An 18,841-nucleotide genomic window follows, 5' to 3' on the forward strand; every position below is an offset into this window, starting at 1 on the left:
CGTGATGTTACGTGGCGACGGCCTCTGCCGCCTGCTGCTCGAGCATGCGGCGTCGTGCTGCCTGGCGCTCGCGGACCTTCGCAGCTCGACCGCTGTGTCGCTCGCCGGCCTCGCGTGCAGCGGCGAGGTCGGATGGGCGCGGTATCGGCTTCGGCTTCGGCGCGCTGTCCTTCCCGGCGCGCTGCCAGTTGCCGAGCTGCTGCACGTCGATGCTGACTGCAGCGAGGTGCTCTGCCTCGGTCCACGCGGCGTCGGACTGCTCCGAGTGGTACACCGCCGCGCCGGCTGGGAGCCACGCGGCGAGGTTCCCAGCCTTGCGGAGGGTGAGCCCGCGCCCAGGCGACCAGATGTCCGCGAGATTCCACTTCGGGTAGTAGTGCTCGAAGTCGGCCTCGAGCGCCTCGTAGTGGTGAAACACGAGGTACGCGAGGCGGATCAGTTTCCCTGGCCGAGCTCCTCGAACAGCTCCTTGAGGAACTCGGCTGCGACGGTCGCGCGCACGCGGCCGTTGTCGTCGCGGTTGGCGTCCTTCCACGCGGCCCACTGCTTGTCGCCGAGGATGCGCTCGCCGACAGACATGAATCGTTCCTTCTCGACGTCCTCGAGCAGCTCGGCGTCGTCCATGACGTCGGACTCGATGATGTACCGCTGCTCGTGCCAGTCGAACTCGATGGGGCCGTCGGCCAGCTCGCTCTTCGCGGCAGAGGCGGCCTTGGTCTTGCGGTCGGCGGGCTTGCGGGCGCCGGAGGGGGTGGTGCTGGGCATGGTGGTGCTCCTTCGTCGGTAGGGCTGGTGTCGGTGGGGGTGGTGGCTCCCGGGCGGCGCGCCGACTCGCGCCGCCCGGGAGGTTCAGGACGAGATCAGGCGGCTTCCCACGTGGGGTTGTCGGTCAAGATGAAGTACTCGTAGACCGTGACCGTGATCTCGTAGGTGGTGGGGTCGCTGTTCTTGTGCGGGACCGTGGCCGTCAGCGCGGCCTCGGCGCGCACGAGGCAGTACCGCTTCGTGAACTCGGCGTCGACGACGTCGACGATGCCGGTGATCTCCTTGGAGCCCTTGCCCGACGGGACCAGCTTCGTGACGCCGGTCGCGGTCGTCAGGGTCGCATCCGGGTACGCCAGGCCGATGACGGGCAGGTTCTCCTCGAGGCAGGTGAACTTGAACGTCTCCTTGTTGATCTTCGTCTTGGACCGGACGATCTGCCCGCCCTGGTAGGCGGGCGTGTCCTGGGTGTCCAGGTCGCGGTCGAAGTCGATGCCGTCCTCGTGAAGCCAGCCGCTGTCGTCGAACTCGGAGCTGGGCGCGGACAGGTCCTCGGGGAGGGTGGTGCCCTTGGGCGCGGTGTACACGGCCGAGTTCGAGCTCGCCGTAGAACCGCACGTTGTCTGCCGACTTGGTCATGACGCGTTCCCTTCAGGGTTGGCCGGGCCGTCGCCGTTGGACGACTCGGACGGTGGGGTGGTGTCGGTTCCGGTGGCCGCGCGGGCACGGCCGTGGAAGATCAGTCGGCGCGCCTCGGCCGCCGGGATGTGGCCGCTGTCTCCGGCCTTGCGGTCCGTTCCGTCCTCGGTGCGCTGCGAGATCGAGAAGATGACCTCGGTCGTGCGGGGGTCGCCTGCGGCCTTGTCGGGGGTGGCGGCCTTGTCGGCGTCGGGGGTGGCGGCCTTGTTCTGCACGGTGGCCTTCTTGGCTGCGGTCATGCGATGACAACTCCTCGGATTCGTAGTTCGTACGTGGCGGTGTAGCGGGCGTGCGTGGACAAGGGGTCGGGCAGGCTAGTGGGGCCGCCCAGCTCGTTGACGCCGTAGATGGCGTGGGCGCCGTAGCGCGTGCTCGAGAGCGCTTCCATCGCTGATCTGACGTCGCTCATGAGGGCGATCGCTTCGTCCTCGTCGAGGCCCCACGCTTCGGTGACAACGGTGGGCACGTCGACCATGCGCTGGCGGGGTCCGCCGGTGCGTTCGATTCGGACGCCGAGGCCGGGCCGCTTGGTGTCCGGGTCGGTCGGAACCCACGTGGCGACGGGTGCGTCGACGGCGAGCACGTCGACGAGCATCTGCTCGACGTCGGCGAAAACGATGGTCTCAGCCACGGCCAGCGTCCAGGGAGCGGGTGAGGTTGCGGTAGTCGCGCTCGGCGCGCTTGGACTTGAAGGTCCGGGCGCCGATGATCGCGACGAGACGGTCGCCCTTGCGGGAGCGCTCGATCGACACTTCGTGGCCGTCGTCGCCTGAGCCGGCGTCTGCGGCCGCCTTGATGCGGCGGGCGGGCGCCTCGAGGACCTTCCCGACCTGCTCAGAGTTGAGGAATGCCCGGATGTTCTGGCTGTTCAGCTGGATCAGAATGACGGGGCGATCGCGGCGGGCCATCAGTGCTCCTCCCAGACGCTGAGGTTCAGCACGTAGTGGTCGGACCGCATCCCGTAGATGTTCGGGAGCACCGGGCCTTGAATCTTGAACTCCAGCCCGCCGAACCGGACGTGCTGTGTGTTCTGGATCGCGGCGCCCTTGGTCAGGTCGAACACGTAGGCGACGAACTGGTGGAGGTCTGCGTCGCGGTGGTCCTCGCTGTCGGTGCCCTGCAGTGGCTGCACCGAGCATCCGTCGATCGAGATCGTGGGGGTGGCGGGGTTCGACCAGTCGGCAACTTCCTTGCCGTGCACGGTCTTGGTCCCGGGGGTGACGAGGACGATCGTCTGATTCGCGAATGCGGGTCCGTCGTTCACTGGTCGACCACGAACTTGTTCAGCATGTCCTTCTCGTGCTGCATGAGCGCGAGGCCGCCAGACAGGCCGGGGCTGACCTGCCCGAAGCCGATGTCCACGCCGCCGGCGTGCTCGCGAACTCGACCTGCGGGCGAGTCGACCGCTCGCAGCGACACGGCGGCGACGACGCCCGTGACGTCGTCGGGAGTCGCCTCGTACCCGTGGCGCATGGTGATGACGACCTGCCCGGGGCGGGACGACCATGTGCCGGTGGTGAGCTCGAGGTATCCGGCTTCGGAGGTGTCGATCGTCGCGAGGTCGACTGCGTCGCCGTTGTTGGTGACGGAGACGAGCTCGACCAGCTCGAGGGTGGGGATGAACAGCACGTTGTCGCCGGCGCCGTCACAGCGGACGGTCTGCGTGATGATCGGTGCGATGTGCCAGTGGCAGTACGAGCGGACCGCCTGAGTGGCCTGCCGGACGATCGCCTCCGGGTCACCAGACTTGAACGCGGTCAAGTCTTCCGGTGACGCGAGGGGTTCGGTTCCGTCCGGCAGGCCGGGCATCAGGCGGTGTCCTTGTCGTCGCCGGACGTGTCCGCCTTGTTGGCGGGCTCGGCCGACTTCGTGGTGACCGCCGTGGCGGCCTTCTTGGCGCTGGCCTTCTTCGCCGGCGCCTTCTTCGCGGGCGCCTTCTTCGCGGGAGTGCTCTTCGCCGGCTTGGCCGGCTTCGAGTCGCCCTGCGAAGCGCCGACCACCAGCTCGGGAGTCGCCTCGAGCTTGAGACGCTTCGCGTCCTCGGCCCGGTAGCGAACGCCCTTGTGGGTGATCATCAGCTCGTCCGCGGTGCTCATGCGGACGGCTTCACGATGACGAGCCGGTTCGGCTTCCAGATGACCTGGGCTGCGCGCAGCTCGCCGCGCACGTAGGTCATGTTCCGCTGGGCGTAGTCCTTGTGCTGGTTGAACGCCAGCACGGACAGTCCCTCGCGGTCCAGGAGCGCAACCTGCTTGAAGTCGCCGAGCACCGCGTGGGTGTCGGTGAGCCGCTCGCTGGTCACCCGGGGCCGACCGAACAGCGTCGACGGTCCGGAGCTGAACGGGCCGCCGCTGTAGTAGCGCTCGTTCGTGTCCTGCAGCAGGTCGAGTGCGGCGTCCATCTCGGGGGAGAGGACGATCGCGTCGACCTTGCCGCCCTGCAGCCGGACGACCTTCAGGATCGCGATGCGGGTGGCACGGATGAACGCCTTGACGGTGGCGTCGGTGGGCAGCCCGTCGGCTCCGACGGCCGCGGCGGTGTAGGTGACCTCCTGGACGCCCGAGGTGGCGTAGATGCCCTTGGGCTCTCCGCTCACGCCGGTGCCGTTGATCAGCTTGTCCTCGATCACCGAGTTGAGCGAGTAGCGCAGCTCGGTGTCCATGTAGGTCGCGAACGCGGGCGCGTCGGCCAGGAGCTGGTTCGTCACGTCGTAGCCGTCGGCGTAGGTGTAGACCTTCGCGTCGGCCAGCTGGGTGGCGATCTCGCTGACGGGCTTCAGCGCGTCGTCGTCGTCCGAGGCGGTGGCTTCGGGGACGATCGCCGCGTTGCGGGTCACGGACGTGACCTGGACGTACTCGAAGTTCCCGGCGGTCTGGCCGCGGGTGATCAGGTCGAGGAACGTGAGGGTGTCACGCTCGACCATGTCCACGGTCGGGTACCGGATGTCCTGGATGCGGGCGGTCGGGGAGGTCAGCGCCTTGGAGCGCATCCACTCCGCGAGCGTCCCGACCTTGACGCGACCGATCTGGACCGGCGAGCCCTGCCCGACACCCGAGGGGTGGGCGTCCTTGAACGCCTTGTACTCGGCGGACTTGACGTAGCGATCACCGAAGGTGACGCCCTTGGTCCCGCCGGCCTTGCGGCCTGCGTCCGGCAGACCGCCGGCGTCGGGGTCCTCGGGGTCGTCCTCGTCGAGGTCCTCGATGTCCGAGAGCGACTTCAGGAACATGTCGGCGTCGGCCGACTTCTTCGCAGCGTCCGACTCGGCCTTCTTGGAGGTCGCGAGGTCGTACTGCTTGGCGTACTCGGCGCGCTCGTCGTCCGTCAGGGCGTCGCTCTCGCGACCCTCGACCTTCGCCTTGGCGATGATCTCCTGAGCGGCCTTCGCGGCAGCCTGTGCCTCCTGCAGGAGGCGCTTCCACTTGGGCATGGTGATTCCTTTCGGGGGAGGGGTCAGCCCGCGTCTGCGAGCTGGATCTTCAGGAGCTTCCGACATCGCGGCGGGGGTCGGGCGCGTGGGATCCTCGGACTTGGACCCCGTCGGGGTCTCCTCGTCCTTGTCCGGTTCGTCCGCCTTGGCCTTGTCGTTGCTTGCCTGGTCGTCGTCGGCGGTGGTGCCGAGCGCGGCCAGGACGTTCTTGATCTGCAGCGCGGAGCCCTCGATCGAGTCGAGGGCGGCCTGCAGGGTGGACTTGCTCTTCAGCGAGATGGTCTGGCCGGCCTTCGTGGCCAGCGCGACGCGCTCGAGCTGGTGGGCGGCCGACTTGACGTCGAGCAGCTCGGTCTCCTGGTTCATGCCGATCGGGGTCGGGCCGACCTCGTGGACGTGGAAGCTTGCGGAGCTCGTACCAGTAGTCGTCGTCCTTCTCGACCCACGCACCCTCGCCGATGTCGTAGGCGAAGCTGAATTGCTTGACCCGGCGGCCCTTCATGAGGCGGTGGACCTGCCCGGCCTTCGAGGTGGTCGCCTCGAGGTCCAGCTGGCCCTTCACCCACAGGCCGCCGGGCAGTCCGCCTGATGCGGCGACTTCCTTCGCCTCGAGGCAGTACCCGATGTTGAAGTCGGGGTCGTCCATGCGGTGGGACCAGTAGATCGGGATCGGATCACCGGACTTCGCCCATTCGGCGAGCGACTCGGCGAAGGCGCCGGGCAGGATGACGTCGCCGCCGGAGTCCTTGTTCCCGAACACGGCGACCAGCGCCTCGAACACGCCGGTGTCGGCGTCGACCGCCTTGATCTCCACGGGGGCTGACTTGACGAGCATGCGGACCCTCCTCGGGCATGGCGAAGCGGGCGCCCATGTGGGCGCCTGCTCGGTCGGGGTGTGGGTGGGTGGTGCTAGAGATCCAGCCGCAGCGAGCACTGGCAGCCGGCGACTTCGTCGGCGCCGCCGACGGGGTCTCCAGGCCAGTCCATGCCGTTGCTGAAGGTCTCGTAGATCGGCACCGTTTCGCCGTTCAGGGCGGCGTGAGTGGCGCGAGGGTTGTCGGAGTTGACGATCCACGTCTTGGTGGCGGTGTCGGGCGCCAGCTGCTTGCCGACTTCGGCGACCGCGAACGCGGAGAAGGTGATGACCAGGGCGGCCGCGGCGACGGGCACGCGTTCGTCCGGCGCGGCATCGAACACGGCTGCCGGGGTCTTCGTCTCGTCTTCGGAGTCGATGGCAGCCTGGACCTGGTCGCGGGTGGTGCTGTTGACCATGCCGGCCCGTGATGCGGCGACCGATGCAAGGAACGCGAGGGTGCGATCGACGTCGTACTCGTCTGCGTCGAGGCCGGCCTTCTCGATCACGGCGGTTGCGACGGCCTCGGACGTCGACACCGCCAGCTTGTAGAGGTCCTCGGCAAGCTCGGTGTCCCAGCGGGACGCATCCCACCAGTCCGCGTCTCCGGCGCCGAGGGACGACAGCACTGCGGCACCCTGACGGGCAAAGAACGCGGCGAGGACCTGTTCGGTCTTGGTGGTGTACGACTCGGGAGCGCGCTCCTTGATCGACACGGCGGCACGCTTCGTTCCGAGCTTCGACGGGGGGACCAGGTCGGGGACGGTGTCGGACTTCGGTGCTGAGTCGCGCGGGTTCGCCTGGCCGCCGACGAGGACGTTCAGCGGCGTCACGAGCTCGTCGGCGCCGTCGATCGGCGCCAGGTTCGAACGGGCGCGAGCCTCGGCGCGGGTCATCCACGGGGCGCCGACGGCCTGCTGGTACGCCTTCAGCTGGTCCTCGAAGTTGCCGCGCAGCATCGCCTCGACGTTCGCCTCGATGTAGTAATCCGTGCCGCGGGTCAGCGCGGCGTTGAACGACTGGTCGAACGCGGTGATCATCGGGCCCAGCGCGGGACCGTACAGGGCCTCGAGGAACGCCTTGATGTTCGAGAAGGTGCCCTCGCGCGCGCCGATCAGCTCGGGCGCGATGTGGTACGAGGACGCGACCTCGACGTCGGCGAGCTTGCGGCCCTCGAGATCGAGCGCGTCGTTGGGAGCGATCGACTTCATCTGCTCGGCCTTCATGTCGTCCTCGAGCAGCAGCCACGATCCGGCTGAGGCGCCGTTAGAGGCGAACCGCTGGAAGCCGCGCTCGAAGCGGCGCCGCGCCTTGGGGTTGGGCCACTCCTTGCCGCGTGTGATGACGCCGCCGAACCGTGCGCCGCGCTTCCAGAGGTCGCGCCGGTACGTGACGGACTCGGCCTGCTCGTTCAAGATGTCGCGGAGCGTCCGCATCGGCGAGGTGCCGTTGCCGCCGGAGTGCGCGTACCCGTGGTCGAACAGGAACCGGTCCGGGTCGATCTCGCGGCGCTCGCCGCCGACCAGGAGTACGACCTTGATGACCTCGTCGAGCGCGTTCGTCTTGAACCGCACCTTGCGTGCGGGGATGCGGTGCAACTCGATGGAATCGCCGCGGTCGACGATCGCGGCGCACCAGCGGTCGTAGAGGGCGTAGTCGATCGTGAGCTCGCTGTAGAACCGGAACGCGGTCATGCCGGCGGCCGGGTTGGGGTTCTTCAGCATCCGCGCGAGCGGGGTGTCGGTGACGCGGCGCCGTTCGGTGTCGGAGACGCGCTCGAACAGGTGGCGGGGGACCTGGGCGTGGGAGCGGGCGATGAAGTCAACGACCTTGCGGACGCTGGGCTGGCTCTCCCAGACGTTCTTGACGTCGATGTCGCTCACGGCGCCGAGCGGCAGTCCGGGGTCGACGAACTCGAGCGTGCCGCCACCTGATGCCTCGAGGTGCGACGAAAGCTCGCCGAGGGTCTGGAAGACGGTCACCCGAGCACCTGGATCCACGCGACGCGGTCGTCGGGGAAGACGACGGTGCCGTCCATCGGCTTGCCGCCATCGGCGTCTGCGAGGACCACGGTGTCCTGCAGCGTGATGGACTGCGCACCGGCGGCGACCAGGCGACCCTTCACGGTCATGGCGTCAGTCTCGACGATCACCTGCTTGGTGACGTGCTGGCGAAGATCCTTCACTGGCGGTGGCCTCCCTCAGACTGTGAGCACTTCGTACTCTTCGTAGGCCGACTTCTCCGGCGGAGGTTCGACCAAGGTCAGTGCCCAGTGGGCGGCGTTCACGGCGATCAAAGGCGCGATGTCGGTGGGGGACTTGGTGCGGTCCCACAGCCACGTGTCGGCGCTTGGGCGGACAGCGGCGGTGGCAGCCGGCACGTCGAGCACGGGCTGACGGTTGTGGCGGAAGCCGCGTCCATCGGGGAGGCACACCGCGTCGTAGAACGACCCGGTGCCTCGGCTGAGCTCGGCGCCCTCCCAGCGGATGACCTCGACGCCATCAATGGCCTCGAGGCGTTCGAGCTCCGATGAGATCGGGGCGCCGCGCCCCTGGGCGGCGACTCGCATGGTGCCGTACTTCTCGACGCGGTCGGTGAACCACGGAACGAGCCAGTCGGTGCCGCCGCGGGTGGCGACGATCTCTCCGTGAGGGCTGCCGTCCTTGCGCCACCCGCAGACGCCGACGTAGGCGCGAGTCCGGTCGTGCGAGAGATCGACACCCCAGAGCAGGTCGGACTTCTTGCGGATCTTGGAGACGGGCTCGCCTTCAGCGGGGAAGCCGGCCTCCCAGGCGCCGGGCGGGAAGGGGCCCTCGATGGTGGTGTCCGACCACTGGCACAGCACCTCGGTGCGGAAGATCCACTCGGGGTCGGTCCTGCAGGCCGACGCGATGGACCGTTCCGTGATCGAGTAGCCGAGTGAGGGGTTGGCTTGCGCCCAACCCGACCGGTCGGTGCGGGGAAGTCCAGGGGCGGCTGACCATTCGAAGATGGCGAGGGAGTCGTCCTCGAAGTCGAACTCGTCGAGCAGCTCGGCGCCTTCTTCTTCGTCGGCGAGCAGCTCCTCGGGGTCGCCGAGCCCGTCCGGGTCGCCCAGTCCAGCGTGGGCGAGCTTGCGGAGGTAGCGCAGCACGACGCTGGTGGCGTCGCCGGCGTTCGACATCGCGAGGATCATCGCCAGAGCGCGAGCCATCGTGGTCTTCGTGATGGCGCCCCATGCGTCCCAGGACTGGTGCTCGCGGAGCTCGTCAAGAAGGATCAGGTCGCCGGACAGTCCGCGGCCGGCGCGTCGATTCGCTGCCTTGACCTTGTATCGCTCGCCAGTCTGTAGCTCGAGGAACTTCTTGCCGTTGACCTTCGACACCTTGAGCTTCAGCTCGTTCAGCTCGGGCGTCTCCTCGACGAGGTCGACGGCCTCCTGCCAGATCTCCTCGGCAACGTCGAGGTCCTGGGCGGTACCGATCACGAGCTCGCGGGCGAGCACGTACATGAAGAACAGCGCGAGGACGACCGACAGCATGCTCTTGCCGTTCTGGCGGGCCACGAGCACGATCACAGTCTTGAAGCGCGGTGTGCCGTCGGGCAGCAGCTCGAGCATGTGCACGAGCAGCCACCGCTGCCACGGGAACAGGTCGATGCCGAGGACGTCGTCGGCGAAGTCGATGACGGCGTAGCCGAGCGTCCGCTTCTCGGTGGCAGCGGTTCGGGGCTCGAGCGGGCGAAGCGGTGGAGTGAAGATCCGCGGTTCGGTGCGCCCTACCAGGGGCTTACTGGCTCGAGTGGGCGAGCCTGAGCCCTTGGAAGCTTCGACTTCGGCGGCTTGGGCTCTGGGCTACCGGCACCGGAGTCACCGCCCTTCGCTGCACCCTTCGCCGCGGTCGCCACTGTCAGGCCGAGGGACTCGCAGTACTTGAGGTAGGTCGGGATCGAGACGTTGTCGATCGGCGGAGGCTTCTGCTTCTCCTCGCCGGCGTACGACAGGGCGAGCTGCGCGGAGCTCGTCCTCGTTGTCGATCTTGCTCGCGAGGATCCGCAGCGCTGCGATGGGACCCGCCTGCAGCGCCTCGTCGAGCACTTTGTCCTCGATCGCCTTCTTGATCGAGGTGTCCGTCGCATCGAGAACGGTCACGAACACCGGCCGGCGATGGTCGAGGTACCCGGCGATCCGGTCCACAATGTCGGCCTTGCGAGAGACCCCGTCGAGGTCGATCGACTCGCGCTGGGCGTACGCGCGGAGCTGCGCAACTGTCCAGGTCATCGAGATCCCACCATCGGGGATCACGACAGCCGGCGGGCTGGTCGACTTCTTCGACTTCGGGGCGGAAACGGACTTTGCCTTCTGGGTCATGAGGTGTCTGTCCTCCTCGGTCGAGCCCGTTGGTCGACCCCCCTCGACGCCTCCGGGGGGAGAGGCCCACTACCGGCGAAGACAGGGCCTCGGCGCGCCGAGCCTGCGATGCTGACGCCCCTCCCCTACCAGTCCCGGGACCGATCACCGAGGGAGGCTGGCGCTGATCGCTTGCCTCGACGCTGGTTGCAGTCCAGGTGGCTGGCCTCGAAGTTCGCGGGGTCCTCGGCGAGGTGCTTGTGGGTCTCGCGAGGGAACCTGTGGTCCAGCGAGAACGAGCTCGGATCGGGGTACTCGAGCGAGTAGTCGATCGGCTGACCACACAGCCAGCAGGGGGCGGAGGCCCGGGCGCATTGCTCACGGAACAGTGCCTTGAGCTTGCGGTAGCGGCGGGTCGCCCGGCCGGCGTGCTTGGCTACCACCGGGGGCCACCCCCCCACCCGTGCGACCAGGTGACATGGCGAAGGCCCCACCCCTGGGGGGTGAGGCCGGAAGTGGACAGAGTCGTCCGTGCCACAAGTGTATGTCAGGTCAACGCTTGCCGCGCAGCCCTGTCGTGCGATCCGGCGTGTTCGAGCACGGTGCGCGGGTCGTAGAGCTTTGCACGGCCGGCGCGGCCAGTGGGCGGGATCCGGTGCTGAGCCACGATCTGTCGGACGCGGCCTGCGGTCAGCCCGAGGAACGCAGCCAGTTCCACGACACTCACACCGCGCCCCGATCGAACGCCACGCGCGCCCGGCGGTAGGTCAGGCCGCGGCACCGACAGCGTCCTTCCGGCGGCGGGTGATGCCTCGGAGTGCCCGGGGCAGGGGTTCGAGTGGGTTGGTGATGAGGCGAACGTGGCGGTGGTCGACGCTCACTCGTCCACCAACGACCGGTGCGGTGGCCCGGGCCTGTGAGCGGCAACGGCTCGTGCGAACGATGCGAGCAGGTGGCCGGGGATCGGCTCGGGGTCCAAGGCAGGAGCTGGGCGGAGGACCTGCAGCCCAGTGCCGCGCATGACCATGAGGCCCCACCCGGTGGGGAGGTCGTCGCGCACGATGGACCGGTCCGAGACGACCAGCCACCACGCGTGCATGTGCCGGCGGAACGTCTCGGCCTTGTCTGGGTCGGCCAGTTCGGTGAGCCAGTCCGATCGGGAGACCTTGACCTCGTGTCCGTGGAGGACGGGGGCTCGGACGGACCACTCGTAGCCACCTCCGGGGCCGTACCGGTAGGTACCGGTCCCGCTGTTCTCCGAGTGGAGGTTGACCGCGATGAAGTCGCAGATGCGGGTGCGCTGCAGCGACAGGCCGATCGGCACATGCTCGGCTCTCAGGTACTTCGCGCCGGACCACCCACCGTTGGTGACGTGCTTGTCGTAGCGGAGGCACAGGCGGTCGAGCATGGTGCGTTCGGTCTCACGGGATCCGTCGGCGCTCACTGGTCGGCCACCGTTGCGAGGGCGGCACGAAACCTCTGAGCGACTGCGTACCTTGCCTGCTTCCGCAGCGCGTCGACACCGGCGGGGTTGGCGCTGGGTGTCGGCTTGTACTCGTCGGCCAGTGCTTCGACGGCCCGCACCTTGGCTCGCAGGTTGTTCAGCTCGGCGGCCTGACGTTCGTTCTCGGCGAGCAGGGCGGCGAGGTCGGTCGGGGCGTGGGCGATCAGGTCGGTGTCGGCAGCGGTCTGCCGTTTCGCGTCCTCCCGCTCTACCGGGTGCGCATATCCGTCGATCTGCGTCGGACTCACCAGTCCGTAGACCTCGCTAGCCACCCACGGCCCGGGTGTTGCTGCTGCCAGCCTTGCCCGGATCGCGGACACGTCCGGGGGCGTCATGCGTCACCCCACGTCGAGCACTCTGGGCAGGACTTGGCGATGGCGAAGTTCTCCATGAATGGTTTGACCTCGGTGGCGTTGAGTCCGACGTGCTTCGGGCATGGGGAGTAGCCGGGGCCGTCAAGCGCCCACGTGCCGACGCGGCTCATGCGTTGGCCCCTCGTCGCTCGCACACCGTCAGCGGACAGACGCCCGGAACCCGTGCCGCGTCGTCCAGCGCGTGGCCCCTCATGCAGTACCAGCGGTGCGGGTGTGGGTCCTTGCACACCGGGTCGGGCGTGCAGATGACGATTGGTCCACCTCCCGCGCTCATGCGTCGGTCCCGATGGTCGGCGCGACCTCGTGCTCCTGGCAGCGGAAGCACCATCGGCGGGCCATCGGAATGCCTCGGGCGTCGCTGACCAACCAGTCGGCCCAGTCATGGCCGACCGTGGCGCAGGCCCTCTTAGCTCGACAGTGCGGGCAAGTGTGCTCGCCAGCAGCCATGAGCCAGTCGCTCTCCTCCGACCCGCCCAGGAACTTCACCGCCTCGTCCAGGTTCTCGAAGTGGATGGGGTTGTCCTCGATCTCACCTACCCTGGTGCAGGTGTCGCACTTGATGATCAGGCAGGTCACCTCCGCCGCGCTCATGCGTCGGTCCCGAACGGGATCAGTGTCGAGTCGCCCGGCATGTAGAGCGGGTGCCTCGGTGCGCCGGACTTCGTGAGCCCGAGCGCCTGCATTCGATCGGCACCCGGCAGCGACAGCACAGCGTCCACCCGGTCCTGTTGGGCGTTCGCACCCCACGCGGCAACGACCGGGCCAGCCGTCACCCGGAGCGCGTGCTCGATCCACATGTCGTTCTCCGGCCCAACGATGTCGATGCCGACCTCGGCTCTCGCGTTGAACATCGCATCCGGCTTCGTCGCCCTGTAGGCGTAGAGGTTCACGACTCGCAGGCGGACGCATCCCCACGTCTGGGCGAACCCGATGCAGCGACGGATCGTGGGGTCATCCGTGGTCGCGTCGGCTGTCGAAGGGTTCAGCATGATGAACGTCGCGCCGATGCGACCACGGCCCGGCGCGGTCGGGTCGGACCAGCCGCGGCTGAGCCAGTACCTGTAGACGCTGTCGTCTGAGATCAGGGCGCCGCTAGAGGCCACGGCCGGTGGTGGCGCAGGGAACAGGCCCTCCGACGCGCTCATGCGTCGGTCCCGTGCGTGCGGACGTCTCCAGGGGCAGCGGGCTCGGACCAGTGGTACTGACAGGTCGGGCACGTGAACAACGTTCGTCCGTTGAACTCGTAGGACTGTGATCGGTCGTGCCCGCCTGCCGCCTCGCACCGATCGGCGGCACCTTGGTCCCGTCCGTTCACCATCCAGTCGCGGTAGGTGTCGTGTCGGTCGCTGCGTGCCTCGTAGTCGTCGCCCAGCAGTTGCCGGATAGCCGACGCTGCGTGCTCCCACGCGCCGGCCGCGTCGCGGTCGTGGCGACTGTGGGCGCCTTGGAGTCCCATGCACCTGTCGCGCTTGCGCAGCCAGTCGTCGTCACACAGTGACGCGAGACGGTTGATCCAGGACAGCCGCTCGACCTCGATCGCTTGCGCCAGTGCATCGCGGTCCACGGTCGGCACGGGCTCGAATGTTGCGGGGACCTGGCGACAGCGGGCGTCGTGACCGCGCCATGCGTTCGCGTGGGGGCCGCACTCCCAGGTCAACCCGGTCGGCACGGGCTCGGACGGCAGCGCGAGGTTCTCACGTGCGATCGGTTCGGCACTGATGTCATCCACGATCTGTCCATGCCTCAGAGCCTCGGTCTGAACGCGATCTATCTCGGCACGCACCGCTGCCCGCTCACCACCCGGCAGGGAGTCGAGGATGGCGCGGAGATCGGACAGTCGCAGCGCCGGGGAACCGCTGCCCCCATCGACGTAGTCCAGCACGTCGTCCGGCTTCTCGTCGTCGCCGTAGAAATCAGCGATGCCGTCGACGTACCTACGGATCGGCTCCGCCAACTCCCGCAGCGGCTTCACCACCTCGGCCACCAGCAACGGCAACGCGGCGGTCAGGGCAGCCCGCTGTTCATCGATCCGCTCGATACGTGCAGCCGCCCACAGATCGTCCCAAGACAGGTTCGGCAGCCACTCGACTGCCGCCCGTGCTCCCGCCTCGACCGCAGCCTCCGACGGCACTAGGCCCTTCGTCTCGTTCGTGGTCATGACTTCTCCTTGGGGGTGGTATTGATGAAGTGGGTGCGGATCCATTGCTTCTGCCACGTGGCCAGCTCGACGTCGGCGAGGGCGCCGAGGGCCTCGAAGCGCGAGGGGGCTTGTTCGGCGACCTGTGCGGCGCGTTGGGCTTCGATCTGTTCGCGGACGGCGAGCCAGTAGCCGCCTTCGCTGTAGCGCCAGTGGCAGCGGGAGCAGACGTAGGTGTCTGCGCGGCCGCCCTGATTGCAGGACTGGTGCGCCTTGTACTCGGCCGGGTGCCACTGCTCGAGATACCTCATCGCGTGACGGGTCGTGAAGTCGGGCTCCTCCCAGTGAGCTGCAGCCTGGGCTGCGAGGCGCGCGTGCGCGCAGGGCTTCGGGTCGGCCGCGGACCGGACGAGGTCGCCGGCGCAGCGGAAGCAGGGTGCGTTGCCGGCCTCGTTGCGGGCTCCGTCGTGCAGGATCCGCTCGAGGACGGCGACCTGTCCGCCGAGGGCGGTGACGTAGCCGGGGAAGTTGGGGTCGTGGTTCGCGGCCCATGAGGTGTAGGTCATGAGGAAGTCGACGGTGCCGAGCAGGTCGGGGGTTGGGCGGGCGAACGGTGTGATGCCGAGGCGGTCTGCCCAGCTCTTCGCCCACTCGCGGAGCATGTGCTCGGTCGGGACGGGGTCGGTGTCGCGCTCGAGTGCCTTGTGGCTGGTGTCGAGGCGCTGCTTGGGGTTGGTGACGCTGCGGTTGTATGCCTCGCGCCAGTCGACGGCGCGGCCGTCGGAGGCGCCTGCACGCAGGACGACGGCGTCGCCGCCTGGGATGGGTGCGCCGGCGACGAGGCGGCCGTCGTTGCCGCCGAGCACGGCTTGGGTGGAGAGGTGCTTGTGGAGGCCGTAGACCTCGCGGAGTCGCTTCTTCGCGATGGCGATGCAGTCGGGGCAGGTGGACTCGTGGACGACGTGCTCGACGTGGCAGACCATGCAGTGGTCGTCCGGGCACGGGAGGCAGCCTGGGCAGTCGGGGTCGTGCTCGAGCGTGTCGGCGGCATCCGAGTCGGTGTGGCGGCCCGGGAGGACGCGGGGCTGGCCGTTGCCGGCATACGTGCAGGTGGTCATGCAGCTCCTACAGTGGCGCGCACGATGTCGGGGGTGAACGCCTCGACGCGTGGCGGGGTGGTGATGACGTCGCAGCCGCCTGGGCGCGAGCAGACGAACACGGGGCCGAGCTCGGGTGGCGGCTTGTCGTGGAGGAAGAACGCGACGGGGTAGTCGGTCAGCTGGGCGAGGCGCTGCAGTTGCTCCCATGTGGGGTACAGGACGCCGGCCTCCCACCAGTCGACCTCCGGTTCGGTGGCACCGCACGCGGCGTCGACGTCGGGCCCGTGGAGGCTGCGCGTGTCGAGTGCTTGGGTGATTCGCCAGGGGCGGACCTCGCCGGCCTCCCACAGCAGGCGCTCGAACTCGGCGTGGTCGCTCACTTGGACGTGACCCATTGGACGAGCTCGATCAGCGCCCAGATCGTGACGGCGACGATCGCGAGCCGGACCAGCAGTACGACGGCGCCGATCCCGACCATCAGGCCGCTGAAGCGGTCCGCCGAGGCGTCGTGGTTGAAGCAGTAGTCGCTGTCCATGAAGGTGCGGTGGCGGCAGCCGGCCTTCATGCAGGTGCCGATCACGATGCGCTCCCAGCGAGCACAGCCTTGGCGGCCTCGTCCAGCTGGTTCTTGAGGTACCAGACGAGCCGGCAGCCAGGCTTGTCCTCGTCGCCGTGGAGGGGGCAATCAGGTGCGAACTCGAGCAGTGCAGAGGCCGCGACAGCGCGGTCGTGCTCGAGCGCCGACTCGTTGGGCGGGGCCGGCTGGTCGGGGTCCCTGGGCTCGGTGTGGAGGACGACTGGCCCGTCGACGAGCAGAGGAAGGTGCACGATCGACATGTCGCTCGCGCCCTCGACGGGCTCGATCGTGATGCCCGATTGGTCCAGGTAGAACGGGAACTCGTGTCCGGCGATGCGGATCTGTGCTCGGTTCGCGACGAAGCTCGAAGCGAGTCGGTGGGTACTCATGAGGTGGTGACCTTTCGACGGTTGCGGTAGCGGTTGCGTTGGAAGGCGCTCTCACCGACACGGCAGGCGTAGCAGGGTTCTTCGCCGTGGCTGCGGTGCCGGTTGAACGCTGCGTGGGTTCCGCACGGCAGCAGCGGGGTGCGGGGCTTCGGAGGCTCGACGGGCTTGGGTGTCTCGAACCACACGAGGGTTGGGCCGCGGCGCGCCCACACCCCATCGGCGTGCTCGAGCGGAGCTGCCATCACCACCGACGGCGCGGTCATGAGGTCAGCCCCAGCACTCGTGCGGCTTCCTCGTCGTGGGTCATGCCGCCGAGCGCGATGCCACCAGTGCCGGCCCGGGAGGGCGGCGTAGCCGGCGTACTGGTCGCCGCCTTGTCCGACCTCGTACCGGTCGACCTTGCGGAGCTCCTCGAGCGCGAGCGCGATCGCGCGGACGTTGTCCTGCCACTTCGTGAACGCGTCCGTGGCGTAGGTCAGGTGACCGTGGGGGGAGTCGAAGTGCAGCCGGACCGCGGGTGTGCGGGCCTTCGCCGTGGCGTACAGCTCGCCGTCGAGCCGGATCTGGCCCGGGAGCACGTCGACCTCGAGGACGGCGTTCGTCGCCTTGAGGCTCCTGAGCTCGCGTGCCAGCAGCTCGCGGGTCTCGGAGAACGGGATCGACTCACGGCGCCACGACCCGTCACCGGCGCGGCGCGTGAACGCCGACGGCTTGGGCTTGCCCTTGAAGCCGGTCCGGTCGTCGAGCGGCCTAATCGTGTAGAGCGACATCAGACGGTCTCCTTGAACAGGGTCGGGCTGATGGCGTGGCGTGCCCGGTAGCGGGCTCCGACCGGCTCGAGCTTCCCGCTGCTCGTCGACTGCAGCGGCAGCAGGCGGGCCGTAGGCGGCGAGCTGCTGCAGCTGCTCGTCGAGTGCCTCTCCGGGGAGCAGGCAGCGGCTCGGCTCGCCTGCGTTCGCTTCACGCCAGGCGGAGCCGGGCATGTTGCAGACGGACCCGAACTGGTGGGCGTCCTGGGTGTGGCCTTCCTCGACGGCGGCGCGGTAGTGCTTCTCGCACAGTGGCGCGGCGGCGCAGACGCCGAGGGTGACGCGGACCTCGAACAGGACGTGCCAGACGGAGTAGACGGTGCAGTCGGTCGCGTGGCAGCGCGGTGACCCGTTCGGCGTCGAGATCGGGCCGATGAAGTCGGGCTGCGGCTCACCCATTGGGCTCACCTGCATCGCCACCGGGGTTCAGCATCTTCCCGAGCACGGCGTCGACGAGGTCCTCGACGTTGTCGACCAGAGGCGAGTCGGGGGCGACCTCGGCGGCTTCGGCGAGGCGCTGCGCGAACCCGAGGAACGCATCGAGCGAAGCCTTGGTCTGCTCGAGCTCGGCAGCCAGAGCTTCGTCGTCGACCTTCGCGTCGAAGTACCCGCCGGCAGCGACCGCTTGAGCGATCGCCGGCGCGAGGCTGTACTGCTCGAGAGCGTCATAGAGCCCGACACGGTCCGGGCCGGTCAGGTCAGCGGACTGCGTGTCGGCGATCTTGTAGGCGGCCTGGTGGATGACCTGTACGACGGCCTCGTCGGGAACGCTGGTCATCAAGCCACCTCCCGCGGGAAGCGGTCTGACAGGTCGCCGTAGGTGAACCCGAGGCGAGTCGTGTTGGCCGCGGGGTCGTGGGTGGCGGAGACGCAGGTGAGCAGCTGGTGGGAGCCGAGCATCGGCCCGACGACCTGCCCGGGACCGGTGGCCTCGAGGTTGCCGGGGTAGGTGGCGAACTGGACCGCGGCCGGGATGGGCAGAGCGGGCAGTTCCTCGGGGATCCGGTCGCTTCGGCGCGTCACTGGACGGCCCTCTGGGTGGTGTCGGTGGTCATATGGCTTCCTTCCCTTGGGTGCATCTGTCGGCGGGTGAGAGCTTGAGGTTGATCGCGGTGCAGGCCGCGAGGGGCTGCTGGCACTCGGGGCACACCGGGCCGGCGGGACGCAGCGAACGAGGTGGGGCGTGGGGCGCGAGGCCGCGCCACGTCTCGAGGAACGCGGTGACCCGGCGCACGGGGCCGGTCTTGGTGTCCTGGGCGGCGCGGACGAGTCGCCTGCAGCCGTGCGTGCGGACGAGGCCGGCGATCTCGGCGCGCTGCTCGGGGCGCATCGTGAACGCGATCGAGTCGAGAGCGGACGCTGCCGCGAAGTGGCTGCGGAGCTCGTCGACGAGCTCCGCGTCGGAGTCAGCGTCGGCGCCGCCGCGCGCTGCTGCAGGTTCTGGTTGGTTCTTGGATGGTTCGGGTGCAGGTTCCTGCACCCCGTCAGTACGTGATCCTGTACCCCGTACGACGTGATCCTGCACCCCGTCGATGTGACGGGGTGCAGGAACCTGCACCCCGTCAGTCGGGTTGTCCACAAGCCGGTGCTGGCGGGATCCGTCGCACTCGGGTGGGCACTCGAGGGTGATGGTGTACCGGTTGGGGCGCTGGTCGTTGCGGGTGCGATGGGTGCCGCCGGCGTTCAGGTCGACCTGCACTTCGCCGAGCTCGACGAGGGTGCGAATGTGCGCCTGGACGGACCGCTCCGAGGTGTTCGCGACCCGCGCCAGCGTCGCGATCGACGGCCAGGCGCCACCGTCGCCGTCGTGGTTCGCGATCCCGAGCAGCACGTTCCTCGCGGTGCCCTTCGACGCCGAGTGGTACAGCACGACCGCCATC

General features: G+C 68.6%; 28 protein-coding genes and 1 pseudogene. All 29 read right to left on the bottom strand.

The features are described 5' to 3' along the window. Positions 1-7: 7 nt before the first annotated feature. On the bottom strand, positions 8-418 hold the full coding sequence (locus AC0L5F_RS12415) for a hypothetical protein (protein ID WP_473313701.1): 411 nt from the start codon (positions 416-418) through the stop codon (positions 8-10). Positions 419-435: 17 nt separating this feature from the next. Then, positions 436-765, bottom strand: a complete 330-nt coding sequence (locus AC0L5F_RS12420; protein ID WP_473313702.1) for a hypothetical protein — start codon at positions 763-765, stop codon at positions 436-438. A 95-nt stretch (positions 766-860) separates the two neighbouring features. Next, positions 861-1,349 (bottom strand): phage tail tube protein, encoded by a 489-nt coding sequence (locus AC0L5F_RS12425; RefSeq protein WP_473313703.1) that lies wholly within the window; start codon positions 1,347-1,349, stop codon positions 861-863. Between the two features lie 48 nt (positions 1,350-1,397). Then, a complete protein-coding gene (locus tag AC0L5F_RS12430) occupies positions 1,398-1,700 on the bottom strand; it encodes a hypothetical protein (protein WP_473313704.1) in 303 nt (100 codons plus the stop codon). Beyond that, complete coding sequence (locus AC0L5F_RS12435; protein ID WP_473313705.1) at positions 1,697-2,092, bottom strand: hypothetical protein; 396 nt, start codon at positions 2,090-2,092, stop codon at positions 1,697-1,699. Before AC0L5F_RS12435 ends, AC0L5F_RS12430 begins: the two co-directional genes overlap by 4 nt. Further along, on the bottom strand, positions 2,085-2,369 hold the full coding sequence (locus tag AC0L5F_RS12440; protein ID WP_473313706.1) for a hypothetical protein: 285 nt from the start codon (positions 2,367-2,369) through the stop codon (positions 2,085-2,087). Before AC0L5F_RS12440 ends, AC0L5F_RS12435 begins: the two co-directional genes overlap by 8 nt. Then, entirely contained in the window at positions 2,369-2,725 is a 357-nt protein-coding gene (locus AC0L5F_RS12445; RefSeq protein ID WP_473313707.1) for a hypothetical protein, read from the bottom strand. Before AC0L5F_RS12445 ends, AC0L5F_RS12440 begins: the two co-directional genes overlap by 1 nt. Beyond that, positions 2,722-3,270 carry a hypothetical protein gene (locus AC0L5F_RS12450; protein WP_473313708.1) on the bottom strand — a complete coding sequence of 183 codons (549 nt, stop codon included), beginning with the start codon at positions 3,268-3,270 and terminating at the stop codon, positions 2,722-2,724. The genes AC0L5F_RS12445 and AC0L5F_RS12450 overlap by 4 nt, the downstream gene beginning before the upstream one ends. Next, entirely contained in the window at positions 3,270-3,557 is a 288-nt protein-coding gene (locus tag AC0L5F_RS12455; RefSeq protein ID WP_473313709.1) for a hypothetical protein, read from the bottom strand. Before AC0L5F_RS12455 ends, AC0L5F_RS12450 begins: the two co-directional genes overlap by 1 nt. Continuing rightward, the gene (locus AC0L5F_RS12460) at positions 3,554-5,257 is read right to left on the bottom strand and encodes a phage major capsid family protein (protein WP_473313710.1); all 1,704 of its coding nucleotides are present in this window, start codon (positions 5,255-5,257) and stop codon (positions 3,554-3,556) included. The genes AC0L5F_RS12455 and AC0L5F_RS12460 overlap by 4 nt, the downstream gene beginning before the upstream one ends. Positions 5,258-5,354: 97 nt before the next feature. Further along, positions 5,355-5,726, bottom strand: a pseudogene (locus tag AC0L5F_RS12465) (HK97 family phage prohead protease); the annotation flags it as partial. 74 nt (positions 5,727-5,800) lie between these two features. Continuing rightward, entirely contained in the window at positions 5,801-7,726 is a 1,926-nt protein-coding gene (locus AC0L5F_RS12470; protein WP_473313711.1) for a phage portal protein, read from the bottom strand. Continuing rightward, positions 7,723-7,929 carry a hypothetical protein gene (locus AC0L5F_RS12475; RefSeq protein WP_473313712.1) on the bottom strand — a complete coding sequence of 69 codons (207 nt, stop codon included), beginning with the start codon at positions 7,927-7,929 and terminating at the stop codon, positions 7,723-7,725. Before AC0L5F_RS12475 ends, AC0L5F_RS12470 begins: the two co-directional genes overlap by 4 nt. 15 nt (positions 7,930-7,944) lie before the next feature. Continuing rightward, a complete protein-coding gene (locus AC0L5F_RS12480; protein WP_473313713.1) occupies positions 7,945-9,342 on the bottom strand; it encodes a hypothetical protein in 1,398 nt (465 codons plus the stop codon). Positions 9,343-9,591: 249 nt separating this feature from the next. After that, positions 9,592-10,092: an SAP domain-containing protein gene (locus AC0L5F_RS12485; RefSeq protein WP_473313714.1), complete on the bottom strand. Its 501-nt coding sequence runs from the start codon at positions 10,090-10,092 to the stop codon at positions 9,592-9,594. A gap of 856 nt (positions 10,093-10,948) precedes the next feature. Next, positions 10,949-11,515: a hypothetical protein gene (locus tag AC0L5F_RS12490; protein WP_473313715.1), complete on the bottom strand. Its 567-nt coding sequence runs from the start codon at positions 11,513-11,515 to the stop codon at positions 10,949-10,951. After that, positions 11,512-11,910, bottom strand: a complete 399-nt coding sequence (locus AC0L5F_RS12495; RefSeq protein WP_473313716.1) for a hypothetical protein — start codon at positions 11,908-11,910, stop codon at positions 11,512-11,514. Before AC0L5F_RS12495 ends, AC0L5F_RS12490 begins: the two co-directional genes overlap by 4 nt. After that, positions 11,907-12,059, bottom strand: a complete 153-nt coding sequence (locus AC0L5F_RS12500; RefSeq protein WP_473313717.1) for a hypothetical protein — start codon at positions 12,057-12,059, stop codon at positions 11,907-11,909. Before AC0L5F_RS12500 ends, AC0L5F_RS12495 begins: the two co-directional genes overlap by 4 nt. A 160-nt stretch (positions 12,060-12,219) precedes the next feature. Further along, complete coding sequence (locus AC0L5F_RS12505; RefSeq protein ID WP_473313719.1) at positions 12,220-12,540, bottom strand: hypothetical protein; 321 nt, start codon at positions 12,538-12,540, stop codon at positions 12,220-12,222. Next, positions 12,537-13,094, bottom strand: a complete 558-nt coding sequence (locus AC0L5F_RS12510) for a DUF1643 domain-containing protein (protein WP_473313720.1) — start codon at positions 13,092-13,094, stop codon at positions 12,537-12,539. The genes AC0L5F_RS12505 and AC0L5F_RS12510 overlap by 4 nt, the downstream gene beginning before the upstream one ends. Further along, on the bottom strand, positions 13,091-14,107 hold the full coding sequence (locus AC0L5F_RS12515) for a hypothetical protein (RefSeq protein ID WP_473313721.1): 1,017 nt from the start codon (positions 14,105-14,107) through the stop codon (positions 13,091-13,093). Before AC0L5F_RS12515 ends, AC0L5F_RS12510 begins: the two co-directional genes overlap by 4 nt. Beyond that, positions 14,104-15,204 (bottom strand): hypothetical protein, encoded by a 1,101-nt coding sequence (locus AC0L5F_RS12520; protein WP_473313722.1) that lies wholly within the window; start codon positions 15,202-15,204, stop codon positions 14,104-14,106. Before AC0L5F_RS12520 ends, AC0L5F_RS12515 begins: the two co-directional genes overlap by 4 nt. Next, positions 15,201-15,566, bottom strand: a complete 366-nt coding sequence (locus AC0L5F_RS12525; protein WP_473313723.1) for a hypothetical protein — start codon at positions 15,564-15,566, stop codon at positions 15,201-15,203. Before AC0L5F_RS12525 ends, AC0L5F_RS12520 begins: the two co-directional genes overlap by 4 nt. Next, positions 15,563-15,766: a hypothetical protein gene (locus AC0L5F_RS12530; protein ID WP_473313724.1), complete on the bottom strand. Its 204-nt coding sequence runs from the start codon at positions 15,764-15,766 to the stop codon at positions 15,563-15,565. Before AC0L5F_RS12530 ends, AC0L5F_RS12525 begins: the two co-directional genes overlap by 4 nt. Beyond that, the gene (locus tag AC0L5F_RS12535) at positions 15,763-16,152 is read right to left on the bottom strand and encodes a hypothetical protein (RefSeq protein WP_473313726.1); all 390 of its coding nucleotides are present in this window, start codon (positions 16,150-16,152) and stop codon (positions 15,763-15,765) included. The genes AC0L5F_RS12530 and AC0L5F_RS12535 overlap by 4 nt, the downstream gene beginning before the upstream one ends. Next, positions 16,149-17,360: a hypothetical protein gene (locus AC0L5F_RS12540; protein WP_473313727.1), complete on the bottom strand. Its 1,212-nt coding sequence runs from the start codon at positions 17,358-17,360 to the stop codon at positions 16,149-16,151. Before AC0L5F_RS12540 ends, AC0L5F_RS12535 begins: the two co-directional genes overlap by 4 nt. Next, positions 17,353-17,739, bottom strand: a complete 387-nt coding sequence (locus AC0L5F_RS12545; protein WP_473313728.1) for a hypothetical protein — start codon at positions 17,737-17,739, stop codon at positions 17,353-17,355. The genes AC0L5F_RS12540 and AC0L5F_RS12545 overlap by 8 nt, the downstream gene beginning before the upstream one ends. Continuing rightward, positions 17,739-17,984 (bottom strand): hypothetical protein, encoded by a 246-nt coding sequence (locus AC0L5F_RS12550; RefSeq protein ID WP_473313729.1) that lies wholly within the window; start codon positions 17,982-17,984, stop codon positions 17,739-17,741. Before AC0L5F_RS12550 ends, AC0L5F_RS12545 begins: the two co-directional genes overlap by 1 nt. 28 nt (positions 17,985-18,012) lie before the next feature. After that, entirely contained in the window at positions 18,013-18,840 is an 828-nt protein-coding gene (locus AC0L5F_RS12555) for a helix-turn-helix domain-containing protein (RefSeq protein WP_473313730.1), read from the bottom strand. Position 18,841: the final 1 nt, after the last annotated feature.

This window comes from Aeromicrobium sp. 10G20-16, from assembly GCF_055809665.1.

Bases quoted from the DNA above. Each gene is read 5' to 3' on its own strand.
- AC0L5F_RS12420 (WP_473313702.1), bottom strand. From the start codon at position 765: ATGCCCAGCACCACCCCCTCCGGCGCCCGCAAGCCCGCCGACCGCAAG.
- AC0L5F_RS12430 (WP_473313704.1), bottom strand. From the start codon at position 1,700: ATGACCGCAGCCAAGAAGGCCACCGTGCAGAACAAGGCCGCCACCCCC.
- AC0L5F_RS12440 (WP_473313706.1), bottom strand. From the start codon at position 2,369: ATGGCCCGCCGCGATCGCCCCGTCATTCTGATCCAGCTGAACAGCCAG.
- AC0L5F_RS12450 (WP_473313708.1), bottom strand. From the start codon at position 3,270: ATGCCCGGCCTGCCGGACGGAACCGAACCCCTCGCGTCACCGGAAGAC.
- AC0L5F_RS12455 (WP_473313709.1), bottom strand. From the start codon at position 3,557: ATGAGCACCGCGGACGAGCTGATGATCACCCACAAGGGCGTTCGCTAC.
- AC0L5F_RS12460 (WP_473313710.1), bottom strand. From the start codon at position 5,257: ATGAACCAGGAGACCGAGCTGCTCGACGTCAAGTCGGCCGCCCACCAG.
- AC0L5F_RS12480 (WP_473313713.1), bottom strand. From the start codon at position 9,342: ATGCTCGAGCTGCTGCCCGACGGCACACCGCGCTTCAAGACTGTGATC.
- AC0L5F_RS12485 (WP_473313714.1), bottom strand. From the start codon at position 10,092: ATGACCCAGAAGGCAAAGTCCGTTTCCGCCCCGAAGTCGAAGAAGTCG.
- AC0L5F_RS12495 (WP_473313716.1), bottom strand. From the start codon at position 11,910: ATGACGCCCCCGGACGTGTCCGCGATCCGGGCAAGGCTGGCAGCAGCA.
- AC0L5F_RS12500 (WP_473313717.1), bottom strand. From the start codon at position 12,059: ATGAGCCGCGTCGGCACGTGGGCGCTTGACGGCCCCGGCTACTCCCCA.
- AC0L5F_RS12505 (WP_473313719.1), bottom strand. From the start codon at position 12,540: ATGAGCGCGGCGGAGGTGACCTGCCTGATCATCAAGTGCGACACCTGC.
- AC0L5F_RS12510 (WP_473313720.1), bottom strand. From the start codon at position 13,094: ATGAGCGCGTCGGAGGGCCTGTTCCCTGCGCCACCACCGGCCGTGGCC.
- AC0L5F_RS12515 (WP_473313721.1), bottom strand. From the start codon at position 14,107: ATGACCACGAACGAGACGAAGGGCCTAGTGCCGTCGGAGGCTGCGGTC.
- AC0L5F_RS12520 (WP_473313722.1), bottom strand. From the start codon at position 15,204: ATGACCACCTGCACGTATGCCGGCAACGGCCAGCCCCGCGTCCTCCCG.
- AC0L5F_RS12535 (WP_473313726.1), bottom strand. From the start codon at position 16,152: ATGAGTACCCACCGACTCGCTTCGAGCTTCGTCGCGAACCGAGCACAG.
- AC0L5F_RS12540 (WP_473313727.1), bottom strand. From the start codon at position 17,360: ATGGGTGAGCCGCAGCCCGACTTCATCGGCCCGATCTCGACGCCGAAC.
- AC0L5F_RS12545 (WP_473313728.1), bottom strand. From the start codon at position 17,739: ATGACCAGCGTTCCCGACGAGGCCGTCGTACAGGTCATCCACCAGGCC.
- AC0L5F_RS12555 (WP_473313730.1), bottom strand. From the start codon at position 18,840: ATGGCGGTCGTGCTGTACCACTCGGCGTCGAAGGGCACCGCGAGGAAC.